Source organism: Teichococcus coralli, from assembly GCF_009829925.1.
GTDB classification, from domain to species: Bacteria; Pseudomonadota; Alphaproteobacteria; order Acetobacterales; family Acetobacteraceae; genus Pseudoroseomonas; species Pseudoroseomonas coralli.
The window spans coordinates 1-15,756 of record NZ_SNVJ01000031.1; the positions used below are offsets into that span (position 1 = coordinate 1).

The following is a 15,756-nucleotide window of genomic DNA, read 5'->3' on the forward strand; positions in this document are numbered from 1 at the left end:
GCGCTTCAGCGGGTTTCGTTAGACGCTTTGAAGTAGGCCCGGCCGGGATAGGGCGAGGCGATGTCCTCCGGCATGGCGTCGGCGCGCAGGTCACGCCCCGCCTCGACCAGCAGCACCCGCCGCGCGGAGTCCTCGCTGAGCCGCGCCGCCAGCACGCACCCGGCCGAGCCGCCGCCGAGGATCACGACGTCGAAGGCCGCCGCGGTGGAGGAGCCGCTCACGCAACGGGCTCCGGCCCGGGGCCGCTGCGTGCCGGACGTTCGGTGGAGGTGGGCTGCGCCATGGCCAGGGTCATCCGTGCCGTCCCGTGCTGTTGTGGTCGCCGCCGCGCGGCGTGAGCATCGCAGCACGGTCCGGCCGGCGCGGCCACCCGCCTCTCGCATCAAAGGGTATTCCCGGAGGTTATCGCCCACCGCCATGGAAGAACTCGTCCCGCCGGCCCGGCGGCGCGATGCTGCGGCGAAGACCTCCACGGATGGATGCAGGCATGGCTTGGCGCATCGGCGTTGACATCGGCGGCACCTTCGCCGACCTCGTGGCCCTCGACACGGAAGCGGGGCGGATGACCACCCTCAAGGTGCTCACCACGCCGCGGGAGCCGGGCCAGGACGTCGCCGCCGGACTGCGGCGGCTGGTTGAGGCGGGGCTGGTGCCGGAGGCGGTTGAGCGCTTCGTGCACGGCACCACCGTCGGCGTGAACACCATCATCCAGCGGCGCGGCGCGCGGCTGGCGCTGCTCACCACCGCCGGCTTCACCGACATGCTGGAGCTGGCGCGGCTGCGCATGCCGGACCCCTACAGCCTGTTCTGCGAGCGCCCCGAGCCGCTGGTGCCGCGCGAACGGGTCTTCCCTGTCACCGAGCGGATGGATGCCGAGGGCAGCACCCTGACCCCGCCCGACCGCGCCTCGGTGGCGGCGGCGGTGGCGGCGGCGCGGGCGGCGGGCTGCGCGGGCGTGGTGGTCTCCTTCCTGCACGCCTGGCGCAATCCCGCGCATGAGGAGGCGGTGGCGGCGATGGTCGCCGAGCTGGCGCCGGAGCTCTTCGTGTTCCGCGGCAGCGAGGTCTGGCCGGCGATCCGCGAGTATGAGCGCACCACCACCTCGGTGCTCAACGCCTATGTGCATCCGCGCATCGACGCCTATCTGGAGCGCGTCGAGGCGCAGCTTGCCGCCGCCGCCATCGCCGCGCCGCTGCTGCTGACCACCTCGGCCGGCGGCACCATGACGGCGCAGCGCGGCCGGCGGGACTGCGTGGGCATGCTGCTCTCCGGCACCGCCTCGGGCGTGGTGGGGGCGGGCGTGGTCGCCAAGGCGGCCGGCACCCATGCGGTGCTGACGCTCGACATCGGCGGCACCAGCGCCGACGTGGCGCTGCTGACCGACGGCCAGCCCGCCTTCGGCAGCGGCCATGCCATCGGCGAGTTCCCGCTGGCCATCCCGACCGTGGCGGTGGTCTCCAGCGGCCAGGGCGGCGGCTCCATCGCGCGGCTCGATGCGCAGGGCGTGCTGCAGGTCGGGCCCGAGAGCGCCGGCTCCACCCCTGGCCCGGCCTGCTTCGGACGCGGCGGCACGCAGTGCACGGTGACGGATGCGGCGCTGCTCTGCGGCATCCTCGGCCAGGGCGAGCTGGGCTTCGGCGCCATCGCGCCGGACCCCGCCCGCGCCGAGGCCGCCATCGCGCCGATCGCCGCGGCGCTGGGCGTGGAGGCGGCGAGCGCGGCGGAGGGCGTGCTGCGCGTCGCCATCAGCGGCATGCTGATCGAGATCGACAAGCTGCTGGCGCGCGCCGGCATGCATGCCAGCGAGCTGACGCTGATGCCCTTCGGCGGCGCCGGCCCCATGCTGGGCGCGCTGCTGGCGGAGACGGCGGGCATCCGCCGGGTGCTGGTGCCGCCGGTGCCGGGCACGCTCTGCGCGCTGGGCGCCCTGGCCGCCGACCTGCGGCGCGACACCATGCGCACCGTGCTGCAGCCGCTGGAGGCCGGAAGCTGGCCCGCGCTGCGCCAGGTGTTCCATGAGCTGACGGAGGAGGCCAATGCCGCCCTCGCCGAGATGAGCGGCGGCGGCGCGGCGGAAACCGCGCTGGGCGCCGACCTGCGCTATCGCGGCCAATCCTACGAGCTGACCGTGCCGGTGCCCGCCGCCGTGCTGGATCAGGGGGTGGAGGCGCTGCTGGCGCTGTTCCACGCCGCCCATGCCGAGAGCTTCGGCCATTCCGACCCGGAGGCGCCGGTGGAGGTGGTGAGCCTGCGCGCCGCCGCCCGCCGCCCGGCGCCGCCGTTGCCCATGCCGCGCCAGGCGGCGGTGCCGCACGCGGCCGCGCCGGAAAGCCGGATCGAACTGCGCCTGGATGGCGCCTGGAAGACCGCCGCGCTGCATCGCCGCGCCGCGTTGCGCCCGGGCGGGCGCTTCGCCGGCCCGGCCATCGTCACCCAGGCCGACTGCACCGTGCTGGTCCCCGCCGGCTGGACCGCCGTGACCGACGAACTCGGCAACCTCGTGATGGAGCACGCCTGATGCGCACCGATCCCGTCACCCTGCAGGTGCTGCGCAACCATTGCCGCGCGGCGGCCGAGAGCATGGCCACCACGCTCTACCGCACGGCGCATTCCACCTTCGTCAAGGAGACGGAGGACTTCACCATCCAGCTGCTGGACGCGCAGGGCAAGACCTGCGCCGTGCCGCTCGACCTCGGCGCCACCTGGTATCCCGGGGTGGACTACGAGGCGGCGATCGGGCTTGTCCCGGGCGGCTACGACCCCGGCGACGTCGCGCTCACCAGCGATCCCTATTCCGGCTATCTCTCCACCCACTCGCCCGACACCAACATGTGGAAGCCGGTGTTCCACGAGGGCGCGGTCATCGCCTTCGCCGGCGGGCACATCCACAACGTGGACGTTGGCGGCGCTGTGCCCGCCAGTCTCTCGCGCACACTCACGGAAGTGCACCAGGAAGGGCTGCGCATCCCGCCCAGCAAGCTCTACCGCGCCGGCGTGCTGGACGAGACGTTGGTGCGCACCATCCTCGCCAACGTCCGCGTGCCCGAGCAGAACTGGGGCGACCTGAAGGCGCTGGTCGCCGCCGTGAACACCGGTGAGCGCCGCATCCTCGACCTGGTGCGCCGCTTCGGGGCGGAAACGCTGAAGGACGGCCTCGCCGACCTGCTGGACTATGGCGAGGCGCAGGCGCGCGCCGTGCTGGCTGACCTGCCCGACGGAACCTACACCTTCGCCGACTACTGCGACGAGGACGGCGTCGGCGGCGATCCGCTGCGGCTGAAGCTGACCCTGCGCATCCAGGGCGATTCCGCCGAGCTGGACTTCACCGGCACCGACCCGCAGACCCTCAGCTCGATGAACGTGCCGACCGGCGGGCATCCGCGCCACTCGCTGATCCTGGTCGGCGTGTACTACGTGCTCTCCGCGCTCAGCCCCAAGATCCTGCTGAACTTCGGCACCACGCGGCCCTTCACCTGCATCCTGCCCGAGGGCAGCGTGGTGAACCCGGCGCATCCGGCGGCGGTGGGCATGCGCAGCCTGACCTGCGCGCGGCTGCGCAGCCTCGTTTTCGGCGCCTTCGCCCAGGCGGCGCCGGAGCGGCTGCCGGCGGCGCCGGCGGGCTCCTCCTCCATCATCAACCTCGCCGCCGAGCACCCGCGCACCGGGCGGCGCGTCATCGCCGCGGTGGCGCCGATCGTCGGCGGCGGCGGCGGCATGCCGCACCGCGACGGCACCGACGGCTCCGGCGCCGACGCCGCCTACCTCAAGAACAGCCCGGTGGAGATCACCGAGTCCGAGGCGCCGGTGCGCATCCTGCGCTACGGGCTGATGCCGGATACCGGCGGCGCCGGAACGCATCGCGGCGGCCTCGCCACGGTGCTGGAATTCACCACCGATGCGCCGGACGCCACCGTCACCGCCCGCAACCGCGACCGCACGCAGTTCCGCCCCTGGGGCACGCTGGGCGGCAAGCCGGGCGCTCCGAGCAGCTTTGCGCTGAACCCCGGCACCGAGCGCGAGCAGGACCTGCGCAACACCGACCTGCTGCACCTCGCGCCCGGCGACGTGGTGCGCATCGTCTCGCCCGGCGGCGGCGGCCGCGGCGACCCGGCCGCCCGCAAGCCGGAGGCGGTGCTGCGCGACATCCAGGCGGGCCGGCTGAGCGTGGCGGCGGCGGAACGCGATTATGCCGTGGTGCTCCGCGGCGGCGCGGTGGATGCGGACGCCACGGCGGCCCTGCGCGCCCGCGCCGCGCCGCGCCAGGGCTTCGACGGCGGCCCCGAGCGCGCCGCGCATGAGGCGCGCTGGGACACGGATGCCTATGCGGCGTTGATCGAGGCGCTCGCGCGGGTGCCGGCGAGCTGGCGCGGCCGGCTGAAGCGGCGGCTCTTCGCCGCGGTGCGCGCGGCGCCGGAGCAGGCGCCGCGCGAGGCCATTGCCGCCGTGCTGCGGGCGGACCGCGCCTTCGCCCGCGCCCTCGCCGAGGGTGCCGGGCGCGGCTGAACGCGCGGCGCGGCCTTGGGCGGTCGGGAGGGGCGTGGCTATGCTGCGCTCCACCATGAATGCCCGCGACATCGAGATCTTCCGCGCCGTGATGCAGCACCGCACGCTGAGCGCGGCGGCGGAGGTGCTGCATGTCTCGCAGCCCGCCCTCTCCAAGGCGGTGCGGCACTGCGAGGACCGGCTGGGCTTCCGGCTGTTCCAGCGCCGGGCCGGCCGCCTGGTGCCCACCGCCGAGGCGCAGACCCTGCTGCCCGAGGCCGAGCGGCTCTACCAGGAACTCCAGGGCTTCAAGGGCTTCGCACGGGATCTGGGCAGCCACCGTGGCGGGCTGCTGCGACTGGGCACCAGCTCATCCCTGGCGGTCTCACTGGTGCCGCCGGCCATCGCCGCCCTGCGGCGGGAACGTGCCGCCGCGCGCCTGACGGTGCACCTGCTGCCGGTCCGCGAACTGGGCGAGGCGCTGCTGGCGCGGCGGCTGGATGTCGCGCTCTCCCTGACGCCGCTTCCGCTGCCGGGGCTGGAGAGCACCGTGCTGGGCAGCGTGCCCTGCGTGGTGCTGCTGCCGGAGGGGCACCGGCTTTCCGCCGAGCCGGCGTTGCGCCCGGCCTTGCTGGCGGGCGAGCCGGAGGTGGGTTTCGCCGGCTGGCAGGATTTCGGCCAGAGCCTTGATCTCGCCTTCCGGCAGGAGGGCGTGGAGCGCGCGCTGGCGGTGGAGGTCGGCACCACGGTGAGCGCGGTGGCCATGGTGCAGGAGGGGATCGGCTACGCCATCGTGGACGGGCTGGCGCAGCGCCGCCTGCCGCCCGGCGTGGTGGCCCGCCCCTTCCTGCCAGAGGTGCGGCGGGACGTGGTGATGGCGCGCAGCCTGGCGCTTGGCGCCTCCGCCCTGCTGGACCGCCTGGGCGAGATCCTGGCGGAGCTGTGCCGCGCCCCGGACTGACGTGGGGGTCCGGGGGCATTCAATGCCCCCGGTGGGATGGGGCCGGCGGGGCGGAACCCCTCCCGGCCGCGCTCAATCCAGGCTGGCGCCGCTCGCCTTCACGATCGGCACCCAGTAGTCGATCTCCTCCTTGAGGAAGCCGGCGAACTTGGCCGGCGTGTAGCCGGTCATCGGCGGCAGGCCCATCTCGTCGTTCAGCTTCTTCGCCACGGCGGGGTCGGTCAGCGCCTTTTCGGTCGCCTGGGCCAGCTTGTCGACGATGGGCTGCGGCGTGCCGGCCGGCGCGAAGAGGCCGAACCAGGAATAGGCCTTGTAGCCGGGCAGGCCGGCTTCGGCGCTGGTCGGCACCTCCGGCAGCACGGCGGAGCGCTTGTCGGTGGCGATCACCAGCGGCACGAGGGCGCCGCTCTCGGCATGCGGCTTGATCAGGCCCGGCGCGTCGGCGGTGAAGTCCACCACGCCGGCCAGCAGGTCGTTGAACACCGGCCCGCTGCCGCGATAGGGCACGTGCACCGCCTGGGTGCCGGTCTTCTGCAGGAAGGCGACGCAGGAGATGTGGCCGGAGGAGCCGTTGCCGGCGCTGCCATAGCTGAACTTGCCGGGATTGGCCTTCAGCAGGGCGATGAACTCCTGCAGGGTGGAAACGCCGAGGCCCTTGCGCACGGCGATGGCGATCGGCACCAGCACGGTGGGCGCGACGGGCACCAGATCCTTCACCGGGTCATAGGGCAGGCTCTTGTACAGCCCCATGGCGAGCGCGGTGGTGGAGAGGCCGCTCATGGCGAGGCTGTAGCCGTCGGGCGCCGCCTTGGCGACGGCGTCCACGCCCAGCGTGCCGCCGGCGCCGGGACGGTTCTCGATGACGATCGGCTGGCCCAGCAGCTCCGAGAGCTTCTGCGCGACGATGCGGCTGCTGAGGTCGGTGGCGCCGCCGGCCGCGAAGGGCACGACCACCCGCACGGGGCGGTCCGGCCAGGCGGTCGCCTGGGCAGTCCCTTGGGCAGTCCCCTGGGCGGCGGCCGGGCGGACCAGGCCGGGCACCGCCAGCAGGGCGGGCGCGGCGGCCAGCAGGCGGCGCCGGGGCAGTGCGGGCTTGCGATCTTGCGTCATGCAGGACTCTCCGCTGCGGATTGGTCGTTGACTGGCGCACGGCACGGCCATGCTCGCCTCGATCGCGGTGATTTCGCGCCGGATGCGTTCCAGGAAGGCGAGGCGGGCGATGGTGTCGAGCCGGCTGGCGATGAAGTTGCTGGCGATGGCGGCGGTGACCGCATGTCCCGCCGGCCGGATCGCCATGCTGAGCACGGCAAGCCCGGCGATGAGGGATTCATCGCTTATCAGGTAGCCCTTTGCCTGCACCTGCCGGATACGCTCGCGCACCTGGGCGACCGAGCTGCCGAACTGCGGATAGCGCGCCGCATTGGCGGCGAGCACGGCCTCGATCTCGGCCTCCGGCTGGCTGGCCAGGATGGCGGCGCTGCCGGCGCCGATGCCGAGCGGCATCAACCCTCCAACGCCCTGGGTCAGGCTCTCGATGAGGTAGGTGCCCTCCTGCCGGTCCACGACCAGGGCGTTCAGCCCGCTGCGGACGATCAGGAAGGTGGTTTCGCCGCTTTCGCCGGAAAGCCGGGCCAGGGCCGGCCGGCAGAGGCGGCGCAGGCCGGTGCCGTCCGCTGCCTGGCCCGCCAGCGCCACCAGCGCCGCGCCGAGCCGGTGCAGCTTGGTGCCCTCCACCCGTTCCACCCAGCCATGATGCTCCAGCGCCGCCAGCAGGCGGTGGGTGGTGGAGGCACTCAGCCCCAGGGCAGCCGCCAGGCGCGAGAGCTGCATGCCGCCCTGGCCGGCCTCGCCCAGCAGCTTGAGCAGCCGCACCGAGCGGTCCAGCACCTGGATGCCGGATTCGCTGGCTGGCTGCATCTCGAGGTGAGGAGGAAGATCGGCCATCCATCACAGCACTGGCATGTTCGTTGCCGAACTGCAATTCCATATTGTGGAAACAATCAGGAAAAAATTCTGCATGTTGGAAAACTCAGCGCGCTGACTATGGTGCTGCCCCTATCTCCAGAGGGAGGGGAGGCTCCGCAGTGCAACTGGTGCGATTGGTTGATCAGGACCGGCCCGGGATCCGCTTCGTCTTCGAGGGGCGGAGATGCGACGCCCGCGCGGGCGACACGCTGCTGACCGCCATCCTGGCGGGAGAGGGCGGCTTCCTTCGCCGCAGCGAGTTCGGCGACGGGCCGCGCGCCGGCTTCTGCCTGATGGGCGCCTGCCAGGATTGCCGCGTGGTGGTGGAGGGGCGGGGCCCCGTCCGCGCCTGCGTCACCGAATGCACGCCCGGCATGGTGGTGCGCCGGGCATGAGGGTCGCGGTGGTGGGTGCCGGCCCGGCCGGCGTGCGCGCGGTGGAGCAACTGGTCCGCGCCGGCGTGCGCCCGCTCTGGCTCGACGAGGCGCCGGATGGCGGCGGCCGCATCTACCAGCGCCCGCCGGCGGGCTTCGTCCGCGGCGCCCGCGCGCTCTACGGGCTGGAGGCGCGCAAGGCGCGCGCCGTGCACGCCACGCTGGACGCGCTGAAGCCGCTCGCCGACTGGCAACCCAACACGCTGGCCTGGGACATCGGCGCCGACCCCCGCCTGCTGCACACGCTGCGCGAAGGCCGGGCGGAGGCGCATGGCTTCGACGCCGCCATCCTCTGCACCGGCGCGATGGACCGGATCATGCCGCTGCCCGGCTGGACCCTGCCGGGCGTCACCACCCTGGGGGGCGCGCAGATCGCGCTGAAGGCGCAGGGCTGCGCCATCGGCCGCTGCGTCGCCTTCCTGGGCAGCGGGCCGCTGCTCTGGCTGGCCGCCTACCAGTACATGAAGGCGGGCGCCACCGTCGCCGCGGTGCTGGACACCACGCCCTTTGCCGCCAAGGCGCGGGCGCTGGCCGGCCTGCCGCATGATCCCGCCACCCTGGCCAAGGGCCTCTACTACGTCGCGCGGCTGCGCGCCGCCGGCATCCTCGTTGCCGAGGGCGTCACCCCGCTGGCGATCGAAGGGGACGGGGAGCGGGGAGTCAGCGCGCTGCACTGGCGCGACTCCAGCGGCCGCGAGCGCTGGCTGGACTGCGACGCCGTGGGCCTTGGCTGGGGCGTCCGGCCGGAACTGCAGCTCGCCGACCTGGCGGGCGTGCCGATCCGCTTCGACGCCGTGCAGCACAACTGGGTGCCCGAACGGGACGCCATGGGCCGCACGCCGCTCCCCGGCATCTACCTGGCCGGCGACGGCGCCGGCATTGGCGGCGCCGACGTGGCGGAAATGACCGGCGCCTGCGCCGCGCAGGCCCTGCTGGCCGATGCCGGCCTGAGAACCGAGGCAAGGCTGACCCGGCGGCTGCAGGGCCGCCTGCGCCGGCAGGCCCGCTTCCGCGCGGCGCTGGACCGCGCCTTTCCCTTCCCCGCGCATCTGGCGGCGGCCATGCCGGACGAAACCATCCTCTGCCGCTGCGAGGCGGTGACGGCAGGAGAGCTGCGCGCCGCCGCCACGCCGGAGGGACCGCATGGCGCGGCACCCGAGGTGAACCGCGCCAAGGCCTTCACCCGCATCGGCATGGGCCGCTGCCAGGGCCGGGTCTGCGGCATGGCGGCGGCCGAGGTGCTGGCGGCGCGGCTCGGCCGCGGCGTGGCGGAGATCGGCCGGTTGCGCGGGCAGGCGCCCGTGAAGCCGCTGCCGATCATGGCCGCGCCGGCGGGAGAGGACGCGGCATGACGGCGCCTGCGGAGGCCGATGTCCTCATCATCGGCGGTGGCGGCGCCGGCTGCTCGGCGGCGCTGCACCTGGCGCGGCGCGGCGCCCGTGTTGTTCTGCTGGAGCGCGGACTGGTCGGCTCGCAGGCCTCCGGTGCCAACTATGGCGGTGTCCGGCAGCAGGGGCGGCATCCGGCCGAGCTGCCGATCGCACGGCGTGCCCACGCGCTCTGGCGCCGCCTGCCGGAGCTGATCGGCACCGACTGCGAGTTCGTGCAGACCGGGCACCTGAAGCTGGCGCGCGACGAGGCCGAGGCGGCCGAGCTGCTGGCCTATCTGGAGGTGGCGGCCTCGCACGGGCTGCGGCTTGAGTTCCTTGAAGGCCCCGCCCTGCGGCGGCGCTTTCCCTGGCTGGGGCCGGCGGTGCTCGCCGGCTCCTTCGCGCCGGAGGATGGCTCGGCCAATCCGCGCCTGCTTTCCCCCGCCCTGGCGCGGGCGGCCCGGCAGGCGGGCGCCACGCTGCTGGAACAGGCCGCCGTGACGAATTGCAGGCCGGATGGCGACGGCTTCGTGGTGGAGACGGCGACGCGCCGCTTCCGCGCGGCACGGCTGCTCAACACCGCGGGCTTCTGGGGCGGCCAGGTGGCCGCCTGGTTCGGCGAGCCGGTGCCGATCCGTCCGCACACGCCGAACATGATGGTCACCGAGCCCATCCCCTACGCCATCGCGCCCAATGTGGGGGTGGCCGGCGGCAACGTCTACCTGCGGCAGATCCCGCGCGGCAACGTCATCATCGGCGGCGGGCATGGGGTGGGCGACCCGGCCGTGCCGGTGTCCCGCCCGCTGGCGCAGGTCACGCTGCGGGCGATGCGGCGGGCGGCGATGCTGGTGCCGGCGCTGGAAGGCGTTTCCGTCATCCGCAGTTGGAGCGGGATCGACGGCATGATGCCGGACAAGCTCCCGGTGGTCGGCCCGAGCGGCACAACGCCGGGGCTGTTCCACGCCTTCGGCTTCTCCGGCCACGGCTTCCAGCTCGGCCCGGCGATCGGCGCCATCCTCTGCGAGCTGGCGCTGGACGGCCGGACGGAAACGCCGCTGGAAGGGCTCTCGATCCGTCGCTTCCTGGCGCCGCGAGGCGTGACCCCGGCCTGAGGCGGCACGGCCGGCGGCCGCCGGCACCGCATTGACGCAATCATTGGAACGTTCCATTGTGGCGGGCAGGACAGATGCCCTTCATGCAGCGAATTCGAATCAAGGATGTGGCGAAGGAGGCGGGCGTAGCCCTTTCCACCGCCGCGCTCGCCCTGCGGGACGACACCAAGCTCCGCGAGGAGACGCGCCGCCTGGTGCGCGACGCCGCCGCCCGCCTCGGCTACGTCTATGACCGCTCCGCCGCCGTCATGCGGTCGGGCAAGTCGCACACCATCGGCCTGCTGGTCTGCGAGATCACCAATCCCTTCTACGCCGAGCTGACGGCGGGCGTGGAGGAGGCGCTGGACGAGGCCGGCTTCGTCGTGATGCTCGCGAACACCTCGGAATCCATCACGCGGCAGCGCCGCATGCTGGAGCGCTTCCGCGAGCAGCCGGTGGACGGCGTGCTGATCATGCCGGCCACCGGAACGCCGCCGAGCCTGCTGGAGGATCTCGAACAGTGGCGGGTGCCGCATGCGACCGTGGTGCGCGGCTTCCGGCGCGGCGCCCATACCGGGCCGGACAACCGCGCCGGCACGCGCATGGCCACCGAGCATCTGCTCGCGCTCGGGCACCGGCGGATCGCCTTCCTGGGCGGCCTGACCCGCAACTCCGTCAGCCGCGAGCGCTGGGACGGCTATTTCCGCGCCATGACCAAGGCGGGGCTGGCGCCCGAGCAGCTGTGCTGCCGCACCGATATCGGCGAGGCGGCGGGGGTGGCGGAGGCCTTGCCGGCCGACGGCCCCACGGCGCTGGTCTGCTTCAACGATTCCGTGGCTTTCGGCGCCACGCTGGGCCTGCTGCGCAGCGGGCGCATGCCCGGGCGCGACGTCGCCGTCATCGGCTTCGACGACATCCGCGAGGCCGCCGCCTGGTTCCCGGCGCTGACCACGGTGCGCGTTTCGCCGCGCGAGATCGGCCGCGCCGCCGCGCGCGTGCTGCTGGAGCGGATCGCCGATCCCGCCGCCGCGCCGCGCCGCGAGATCCTGGCGCCCACGCTGGTGGTGCGGGAATCCTGCGGTGCGCACCTGCGCTGGAAGGGATGACCGCCGCGCCTCCATCCCGCCTGTGGCAGCGAGAAAAAGAACCAACGGGAGAAACGTCCTTGTCCGAACCCTCATGGCCCGAACCCTCATTGCCTGCCGGGGCCTCCGACTGGCATGCCGCGCTGCGCGAGGCGGCGCGTCGCTTCGCGGAGCAGGAGATCGCGCCGCTCGCCGCCGAGCTGGACGAGACGGAGCAGTATCCGGCCGAGCTCTACCGCCGCCTCGCCGAGGCCGGCCTGTTCGGCATCAGCGTGCCCGAGGCGCTGGGCGGCGCGGGCGCCGACGTGCTGGCCTATGCGCTGGTGATGGAGGAGTTGTCGCGCGGCTATGCCTCGGTCGCCGACCAGGTCGGGCTGGTGGAGCTGCTCGGCACCTTGCTGACGCAGCACGGCACTCCGGCGCAGCAGGACCGCTACCTGCGCCCGCTGCTGAAGGCGGAGCGGCGCTGCGCCTACGCGCTGACCGAGGCCGAGGCGGGCTCCGACCTCGCCGGCCTGCGCACCCGCGCCCGCCGCACGGACGAGGGCTGGGTGCTGGATGGCGCCAAGCTCTGGATCCACAACGCCCCGGTCGCCCACTTCGCCGCCGTGCTGGCGCGCACCGACCCCGAGGCCGGGCATCGCGGCATGTCCATCTTCCTGGTGGAGCTCGACCGGCCCGGCGTCACGCGGGACCGCAAGGAGCACAAGATGGGCCAGCGCGCCTCGCAGGTCGGCGGGCTGCGCTTCGAGAACGTGCGGCTGCCCGCCGAGGCGCTGCTCGGCCAGGAAGGGCGCGGCTTCCACATGATGATGTCGGTGCTGGACAAGGGCCGCGTCGGCATCGCCGCGCTGGCCGTCGGCATCCTGCAAGCCGCGCTGGAGGACAGCATCGGATACGCCAAGCAGCGCCGCCAGTTCGGCCAGGCGATCGGCGAGTTCCAGGCGGTGCAGTGGATGCTCGCCGACATGGCGAAGGACGCCCATGCGGCGCGGCTGATGGTTCAGCACGCCGCGCAGCGCCTGGATCGCGGCGAGCGCGCCACGATGGAGGCCAGCATGGCCAAGTGCTTCGCCTCCGACGCGGCGGTGGCCCGCACCGCCGACGCGGTGCAGATCCACGGCGGCTCCGGCTACATCCGCGGCGTGCGCGTCGAGCGGCTCTACCGGGATGCCAAGATCACCCAGATCTACGAGGGAACCAACCAGATCCAGCGCATGATCATGGCGCGGGGCCTGCTGGCATGAGCGCCGCGCGCCGGCCGGTCGCGCTGGTGACGGGAGGACGCCGCGGCATCGGCCGCGCCGCCTGCGTCGCCCTGGCGCGCAAGGGATTCGACATCCTCGCCGCCGACATCAGCGAGGAGGGCGTGGCGGAGACCGAGGCCGAGGTCCGCACGGCCGGCGGCGGCTTCCGCTTCCGCCCGCTCGACGTTTCGCGCCTGGAGGATCACGCCGCCTTTCTCGACGAGGTCTGGGACAGCGGCGGCGGCATCGCGTGCCTGGTGAACAACGCCGGCGTCGGCGCGCTGCGGCGCGGCGACCTGCTGGACATCGCGCCTGACTCCTGGGACCGCGCCTTCGGCGTCAACGCGCGCGGCACCTTCTTCCTCACCCAGGCGGTGGCGCGGCGCATGGTCGCGGCGGGCGAGACGGCGGCGCCGCGCAGCATCGTCTTCGTGTCCTCCGCCAACGTCACGCTGGCCTCGCCGGACCGCGGCGAGTACTGCGCCTCCAAGGCGGCGGTCTCGATGCTGGCGCGCGTCTTCGCGCTGCGCCTGGCGGAGCATGGCATCGCCGTGCACGAGGTGCGGCCCGGCGTCATCCGCACCGACCTCACCGCGCCGGTCGCCGAGGCCTATACGCGCCGCATCGCCGAGGGCCTCTCGCCGATCCGCCGCTGGGGCGAGGCCGAGGATGTCGGCCGCGCCATCGCGCTGCTGGCCTCCGGCGAACTGACCTTCACCACCGGCGACGCGCTGCACATCGATGGCGGCCTGCATATCGGCCGGCTCTGAGCACAACCGGGAGGAACGGCGCAATGACCGACCAGCGGCTGCATTTCGAGGAAATCTCCGTGGGCATGGCCTGGGAAACCGGCGGCATCCAGGTCACGGAGGCGCATCTGCTCGCCTTCGCCGGCCTGTCCGGCGACTTCTACGAGATCCACATGGATGACGCCTATGCGCAGAAGCTCGGCTATCCCGGCCGCGTGGCGCACGGCATCCTCGGCCTCGCCATGGCGGACGGGCTGAAGAACCGTGCGCAGACACAGCTCGCCGCCATCGTCTCGCTGGGCTGGCGCTGGCGCTTCACCGGGCCGATCCTGATCGGCGACCGCCTGCAGGCCGGCATCCGCGTCACCGCCCTGCGCCCGACGCGGCACGCCGACCGCGGCATCGTCACGCTGGGCTTCGAGCTGCGCACCCAGCGCGGCGACGTGGTGCAGGAGGGCGAGAACGACATGATGGTCCACCGCCGCACGGGAGGCGCAACGGGAAGCGCCGGTCAGCCCTCCCACCCGGCGATGCCGAGATAGGCGGCCGCCAGCCGCGCCTGCCCCTCGTGCATGGCGCGGCCGGTCACGGTGGCGCAGCCGATCCGCCGCGCGGCGGCCACCAGCGGCGTCACCTCCGGATTGGGGATGACGTCGGCCACCACCTGGCGCGGCGAGAGCGCCGCCGGGTCAAGCGGCAGCGGGTCCTCGGGCCGCAGCCCCATCGGCGTGGCGTTGACCACGATGTCATGCCCGGCGGGACCATCGGCCTCGGTCGAGACCACCAGCTCGGGCCAGCCCTCCGCCAGCCGCGCCGCGAGCTGCCGCGCGCGCCCCGCCTCGGCATCCCGCAGCGTCAGCCGCGCGGCGCCGGCGCGGGCGAGCGCGAAGGCGATGGCCCGCCCGGCCGCGCCGCAGCCCACCTGCAGAATGCTGGCGCCGCGCGGCGCATGACCGCTGCGCTCCAGTCCGTCGCGGAAGCCCTCGCCGTCGAACATCTCGCCCTCCCAGCCGCCCTCGGGGCGGCGGCGGACGGTGTTGACCGTGCCGGTCAGCGTCGCGGTGGGGCCGAGCGCCTGGAGCAGCGGGATCACCGCATCCTTGTGCGGCATGGTGATCACCAGCCCTTCCAGGTTGCGCAGCCGCGTCAGCCCTTCCCAGGCGGTGGGCAAGGCGCCCGCCGGCACCTGCAACGGAACAAAGACGGCGTCGCGCCCGAGCCGCGCGAAAGCGGCGTTGAACAGCGCCGGCGAGCGCAGCGGCGCGACCGGGTCGCCCAGGATGCCAAAGAGGCGGGTGGTGCCGGTGATGGTCATGCGCGTGCTTCCGCGTCCCTCAGCAGATCCTCGATCAGCCGTTGCACGGCGAGCGCGGAGCGCACGTCGCAGGCGGGTGCGCGGCCCGTCGCCATGGCCTCCAGCACGTCGGCGATCAGCACGCGGTGCGGGGCGTGGTCGAAGGCCATCGGGTCGGCGCCGCCGCCGGCCGCCGTGGCGCCCAGGGTTTCCGGCGCGCCGCGGCCGTGCAGGGTCAGGTGGCTGCCCTCCAGCACCGCCGAGCCCTCGGTGCCGGCGATCTCGATGCGCTCGGGATAGCCGGGCCGGGCGACGGTGGTGGCGTCCAGCACGCCGATGGCGCCGTTCTCGAACTGGAGCGCGGCGGCCACGATGTCCTCGGTGTCGATGCGGCGCAGCGGCGAGGTGGCGGCGAAGCCGGCCAGCGCCCGGTGCGGCCCGACGAGGTGCAGCAGCAGGTCGAGCGTGTGGATCGCCTGGGTCAGCAGCACGCCGCCGCCGTCGCGCGCGCGGGTGCCGCGCCCGGGCTCGGCGAAATAGGCCGCGTCCCGCCACCAGCGGATCGAGGCGCTGGCGGAAAGGATGCGCCCGAGCTCGCCATCCTGGAGGGCCTGCCGCAGCCGCAGCGCGGCGGGGCGGAAGCGGTGCTGCAGGCAGACGCCGCAGGCGACGCCGTGCCGCTCCGCGAGTTCGGCCAGGGCCTCGCCGCGCTGCACCGAGACTTCCACGGGCTTCTCGACGATCATGGCGCGGCCGCTCCGCGCCACCGCCTCTGCAACCGGAAGATGCGTGCCGGGCGGCGTCAGGATCAGCACCAGTCCCAGTTCGGGCTGCGCCAGCAATTCCTCCTGCGTGGCGAAGACCGGCACCTTCCACCGTTCCGCGAAAGCCTCGCGGCGCCCGGCCGAGGGCGAGAAGCCGCCGACAATGGAAACTTTCTCGTCGATCACCAGGTCGCGCAGCGCCAGCATGTGCGGCGCCGTGGCCATGCCGAGCCCGATCAGGCCGACGCCAACCGGCATGTCGCCTCCTCCCGTGTTTCTTCCGGACTCCGTCCCATCAACGATTGGAACGTTCC

Annotated in this window: 13 protein-coding genes and 1 pseudogene; 10 read left to right on the forward strand and 4 right to left on the reverse strand. The window is 73.6% G+C overall.

Going from position 1 to position 15,756, the window contains the following annotated elements; genetic code table 11:
• Positions 1–83: 83 nt before the first annotated feature.
• Positions 84–221 (reverse strand): annotated as a pseudogene (locus E0493_RS23595) (lycopene cyclase family protein); the annotation flags it as partial.
• A gap of 266 nt (positions 222–487) precedes the next feature.
• Here E0493_RS23595 and E0493_RS21460 point away from each other — a divergent pair.
• Genes E0493_RS21460 through E0493_RS21470 form a run of 3 tightly spaced genes read left to right on the forward strand, consistent with a single transcriptional unit; the run spans position 488 to position 5,443 of the window.
• Entirely contained in the window at positions 488–2,518 is a 2,031-nt protein-coding gene (locus E0493_RS21460; protein WP_160939314.1) for a hydantoinase/oxoprolinase family protein, read from the forward strand.
• On the forward strand, positions 2,518–4,503 hold the full coding sequence (locus tag E0493_RS21465) for a hydantoinase B/oxoprolinase family protein (RefSeq protein ID WP_160939315.1): 1,986 nt from the start codon (positions 2,518–2,520) through the stop codon (positions 4,501–4,503). The genes E0493_RS21460 and E0493_RS21465 overlap by 1 nt, the downstream gene beginning before the upstream one ends.
• A gap of 40 nt (positions 4,504–4,543) precedes the next feature.
• Positions 4,544–5,443 (forward strand): LysR family transcriptional regulator, encoded by a 900-nt coding sequence (locus E0493_RS21470; protein WP_160939316.1) that lies wholly within the window; start codon positions 4,544–4,546, stop codon positions 5,441–5,443.
• A 72-nt stretch (positions 5,444–5,515) separates the two neighbouring features.
• Here E0493_RS21470 and E0493_RS21475 read toward each other — a convergent pair whose 3' ends face one another.
• Positions 5,516–7,387 (reverse strand): tripartite tricarboxylate transporter substrate-binding protein, encoded by a 1,872-nt coding sequence (locus E0493_RS21475; protein WP_160939317.1) that lies wholly within the window; start codon positions 7,385–7,387, stop codon positions 5,516–5,518.
• 149 nt (positions 7,388–7,536) lie between these two features.
• On the opposite strand from E0493_RS21475, the gene E0493_RS21480 reads away from it, so the two are divergent.
• The 7 genes from E0493_RS21480 to E0493_RS21510 all read left to right on the forward strand — a co-directional run bounded on the left by E0493_RS21480 (position 7,537) and on the right by E0493_RS21510 (position 13,926).
• Positions 7,537–7,803, forward strand: coding sequence for a (2Fe-2S)-binding protein (locus tag E0493_RS21480; RefSeq protein WP_367614566.1), 267 nt, complete (start codon positions 7,537–7,539; stop codon positions 7,801–7,803).
• Positions 7,800–9,194: an FAD/NAD(P)-dependent oxidoreductase gene (locus E0493_RS21485; protein ID WP_160939319.1), complete on the forward strand. Its 1,395-nt coding sequence runs from the start codon at positions 7,800–7,802 to the stop codon at positions 9,192–9,194. Before E0493_RS21480 ends, E0493_RS21485 begins: the two co-directional genes overlap by 4 nt.
• The gene (locus tag E0493_RS21490; protein WP_160939320.1) at positions 9,191–10,324 is read left to right on the forward strand and encodes an NAD(P)/FAD-dependent oxidoreductase; all 1,134 of its coding nucleotides are present in this window, start codon (positions 9,191–9,193) and stop codon (positions 10,322–10,324) included. The genes E0493_RS21485 and E0493_RS21490 overlap by 4 nt, the downstream gene beginning before the upstream one ends.
• 83 nt (positions 10,325–10,407) lie before the next feature.
• A complete protein-coding gene (locus tag E0493_RS21495) occupies positions 10,408–11,409 on the forward strand; it encodes a LacI family DNA-binding transcriptional regulator (RefSeq protein ID WP_235913944.1) in 1,002 nt (333 codons plus the stop codon).
• An 89-nt stretch (positions 11,410–11,498) separates the two neighbouring features.
• On the forward strand, positions 11,499–12,635 hold the full coding sequence (locus E0493_RS21500) for an acyl-CoA dehydrogenase family protein (protein WP_202397271.1): 1,137 nt from the start codon (positions 11,499–11,501) through the stop codon (positions 12,633–12,635).
• Entirely contained in the window at positions 12,632–13,405 is a 774-nt protein-coding gene (locus tag E0493_RS21505; RefSeq protein WP_160939323.1) for a 3-ketoacyl-ACP reductase, read from the forward strand. Before E0493_RS21500 ends, E0493_RS21505 begins: the two co-directional genes overlap by 4 nt.
• A 23-nt stretch (positions 13,406–13,428) precedes the next feature.
• Positions 13,429–13,926: a MaoC family dehydratase gene (locus E0493_RS21510; RefSeq protein WP_160939324.1), complete on the forward strand. Its 498-nt coding sequence runs from the start codon at positions 13,429–13,431 to the stop codon at positions 13,924–13,926.
• Here E0493_RS21510 and E0493_RS21515 read toward each other — a convergent pair.
• Both E0493_RS21515 and E0493_RS21520 read right to left on the reverse strand, forming a co-directional pair.
• Positions 13,896–14,699: a shikimate dehydrogenase family protein gene (locus tag E0493_RS21515; protein ID WP_160939325.1), complete on the reverse strand. Its 804-nt coding sequence runs from the start codon at positions 14,697–14,699 to the stop codon at positions 13,896–13,898. The two genes, E0493_RS21510 and E0493_RS21515, sit on opposite strands and share 31 nt — an antisense overlap.
• Entirely contained in the window at positions 14,696–15,700 is a 1,005-nt protein-coding gene (locus E0493_RS21520; protein WP_160939326.1) for a Gfo/Idh/MocA family protein, read from the reverse strand. Before E0493_RS21520 ends, E0493_RS21515 begins: the two co-directional genes overlap by 4 nt.
• Positions 15,701–15,756 lie beyond the last annotated feature (56 nt).

What these genes read in the sequence shown, in the direction of transcription:
- E0493_RS21520 (WP_160939326.1), bottom strand. Translation starts at nt 15,700, where the DNA reads ATGCCGGTTGGCGTCGGCCTGATCGGGCTCGGCATGGCCACGGCGCCG.
- E0493_RS21465 (WP_160939315.1), top strand. Translation starts at nt 2,518, where the DNA reads ATGCGCACCGATCCCGTCACCCTGCAGGTGCTGCGCAACCATTGCCGC.
- E0493_RS21490 (WP_160939320.1), top strand. Translation starts at nt 9,191, where the DNA reads ATGACGGCGCCTGCGGAGGCCGATGTCCTCATCATCGGCGGTGGCGGC.
- E0493_RS21485 (WP_160939319.1), top strand. Translation starts at nt 7,800, where the DNA reads ATGAGGGTCGCGGTGGTGGGTGCCGGCCCGGCCGGCGTGCGCGCGGTG.
- E0493_RS21510 (WP_160939324.1), top strand. Translation starts at nt 13,429, where the DNA reads ATGACCGACCAGCGGCTGCATTTCGAGGAAATCTCCGTGGGCATGGCC.
- E0493_RS21470 (WP_160939316.1), top strand. Translation starts at nt 4,544, where the DNA reads ATGCTGCGCTCCACCATGAATGCCCGCGACATCGAGATCTTCCGCGCC.
- E0493_RS21460 (WP_160939314.1), top strand. Translation starts at nt 488, where the DNA reads ATGGCTTGGCGCATCGGCGTTGACATCGGCGGCACCTTCGCCGACCTC.
- E0493_RS21515 (WP_160939325.1), bottom strand. Translation starts at nt 14,699, where the DNA reads ATGACCATCACCGGCACCACCCGCCTCTTTGGCATCCTGGGCGACCCG.
- E0493_RS21475 (WP_160939317.1), bottom strand. Translation starts at nt 7,387, where the DNA reads ATGGCCGATCTTCCTCCTCACCTCGAGATGCAGCCAGCCAGCGAATCC.
- E0493_RS21505 (WP_160939323.1), top strand. Translation starts at nt 12,632, where the DNA reads ATGAGCGCCGCGCGCCGGCCGGTCGCGCTGGTGACGGGAGGACGCCGC.
- E0493_RS21495 (WP_235913944.1), top strand. Translation starts at nt 10,408, where the DNA reads ATGCAGCGAATTCGAATCAAGGATGTGGCGAAGGAGGCGGGCGTAGCC.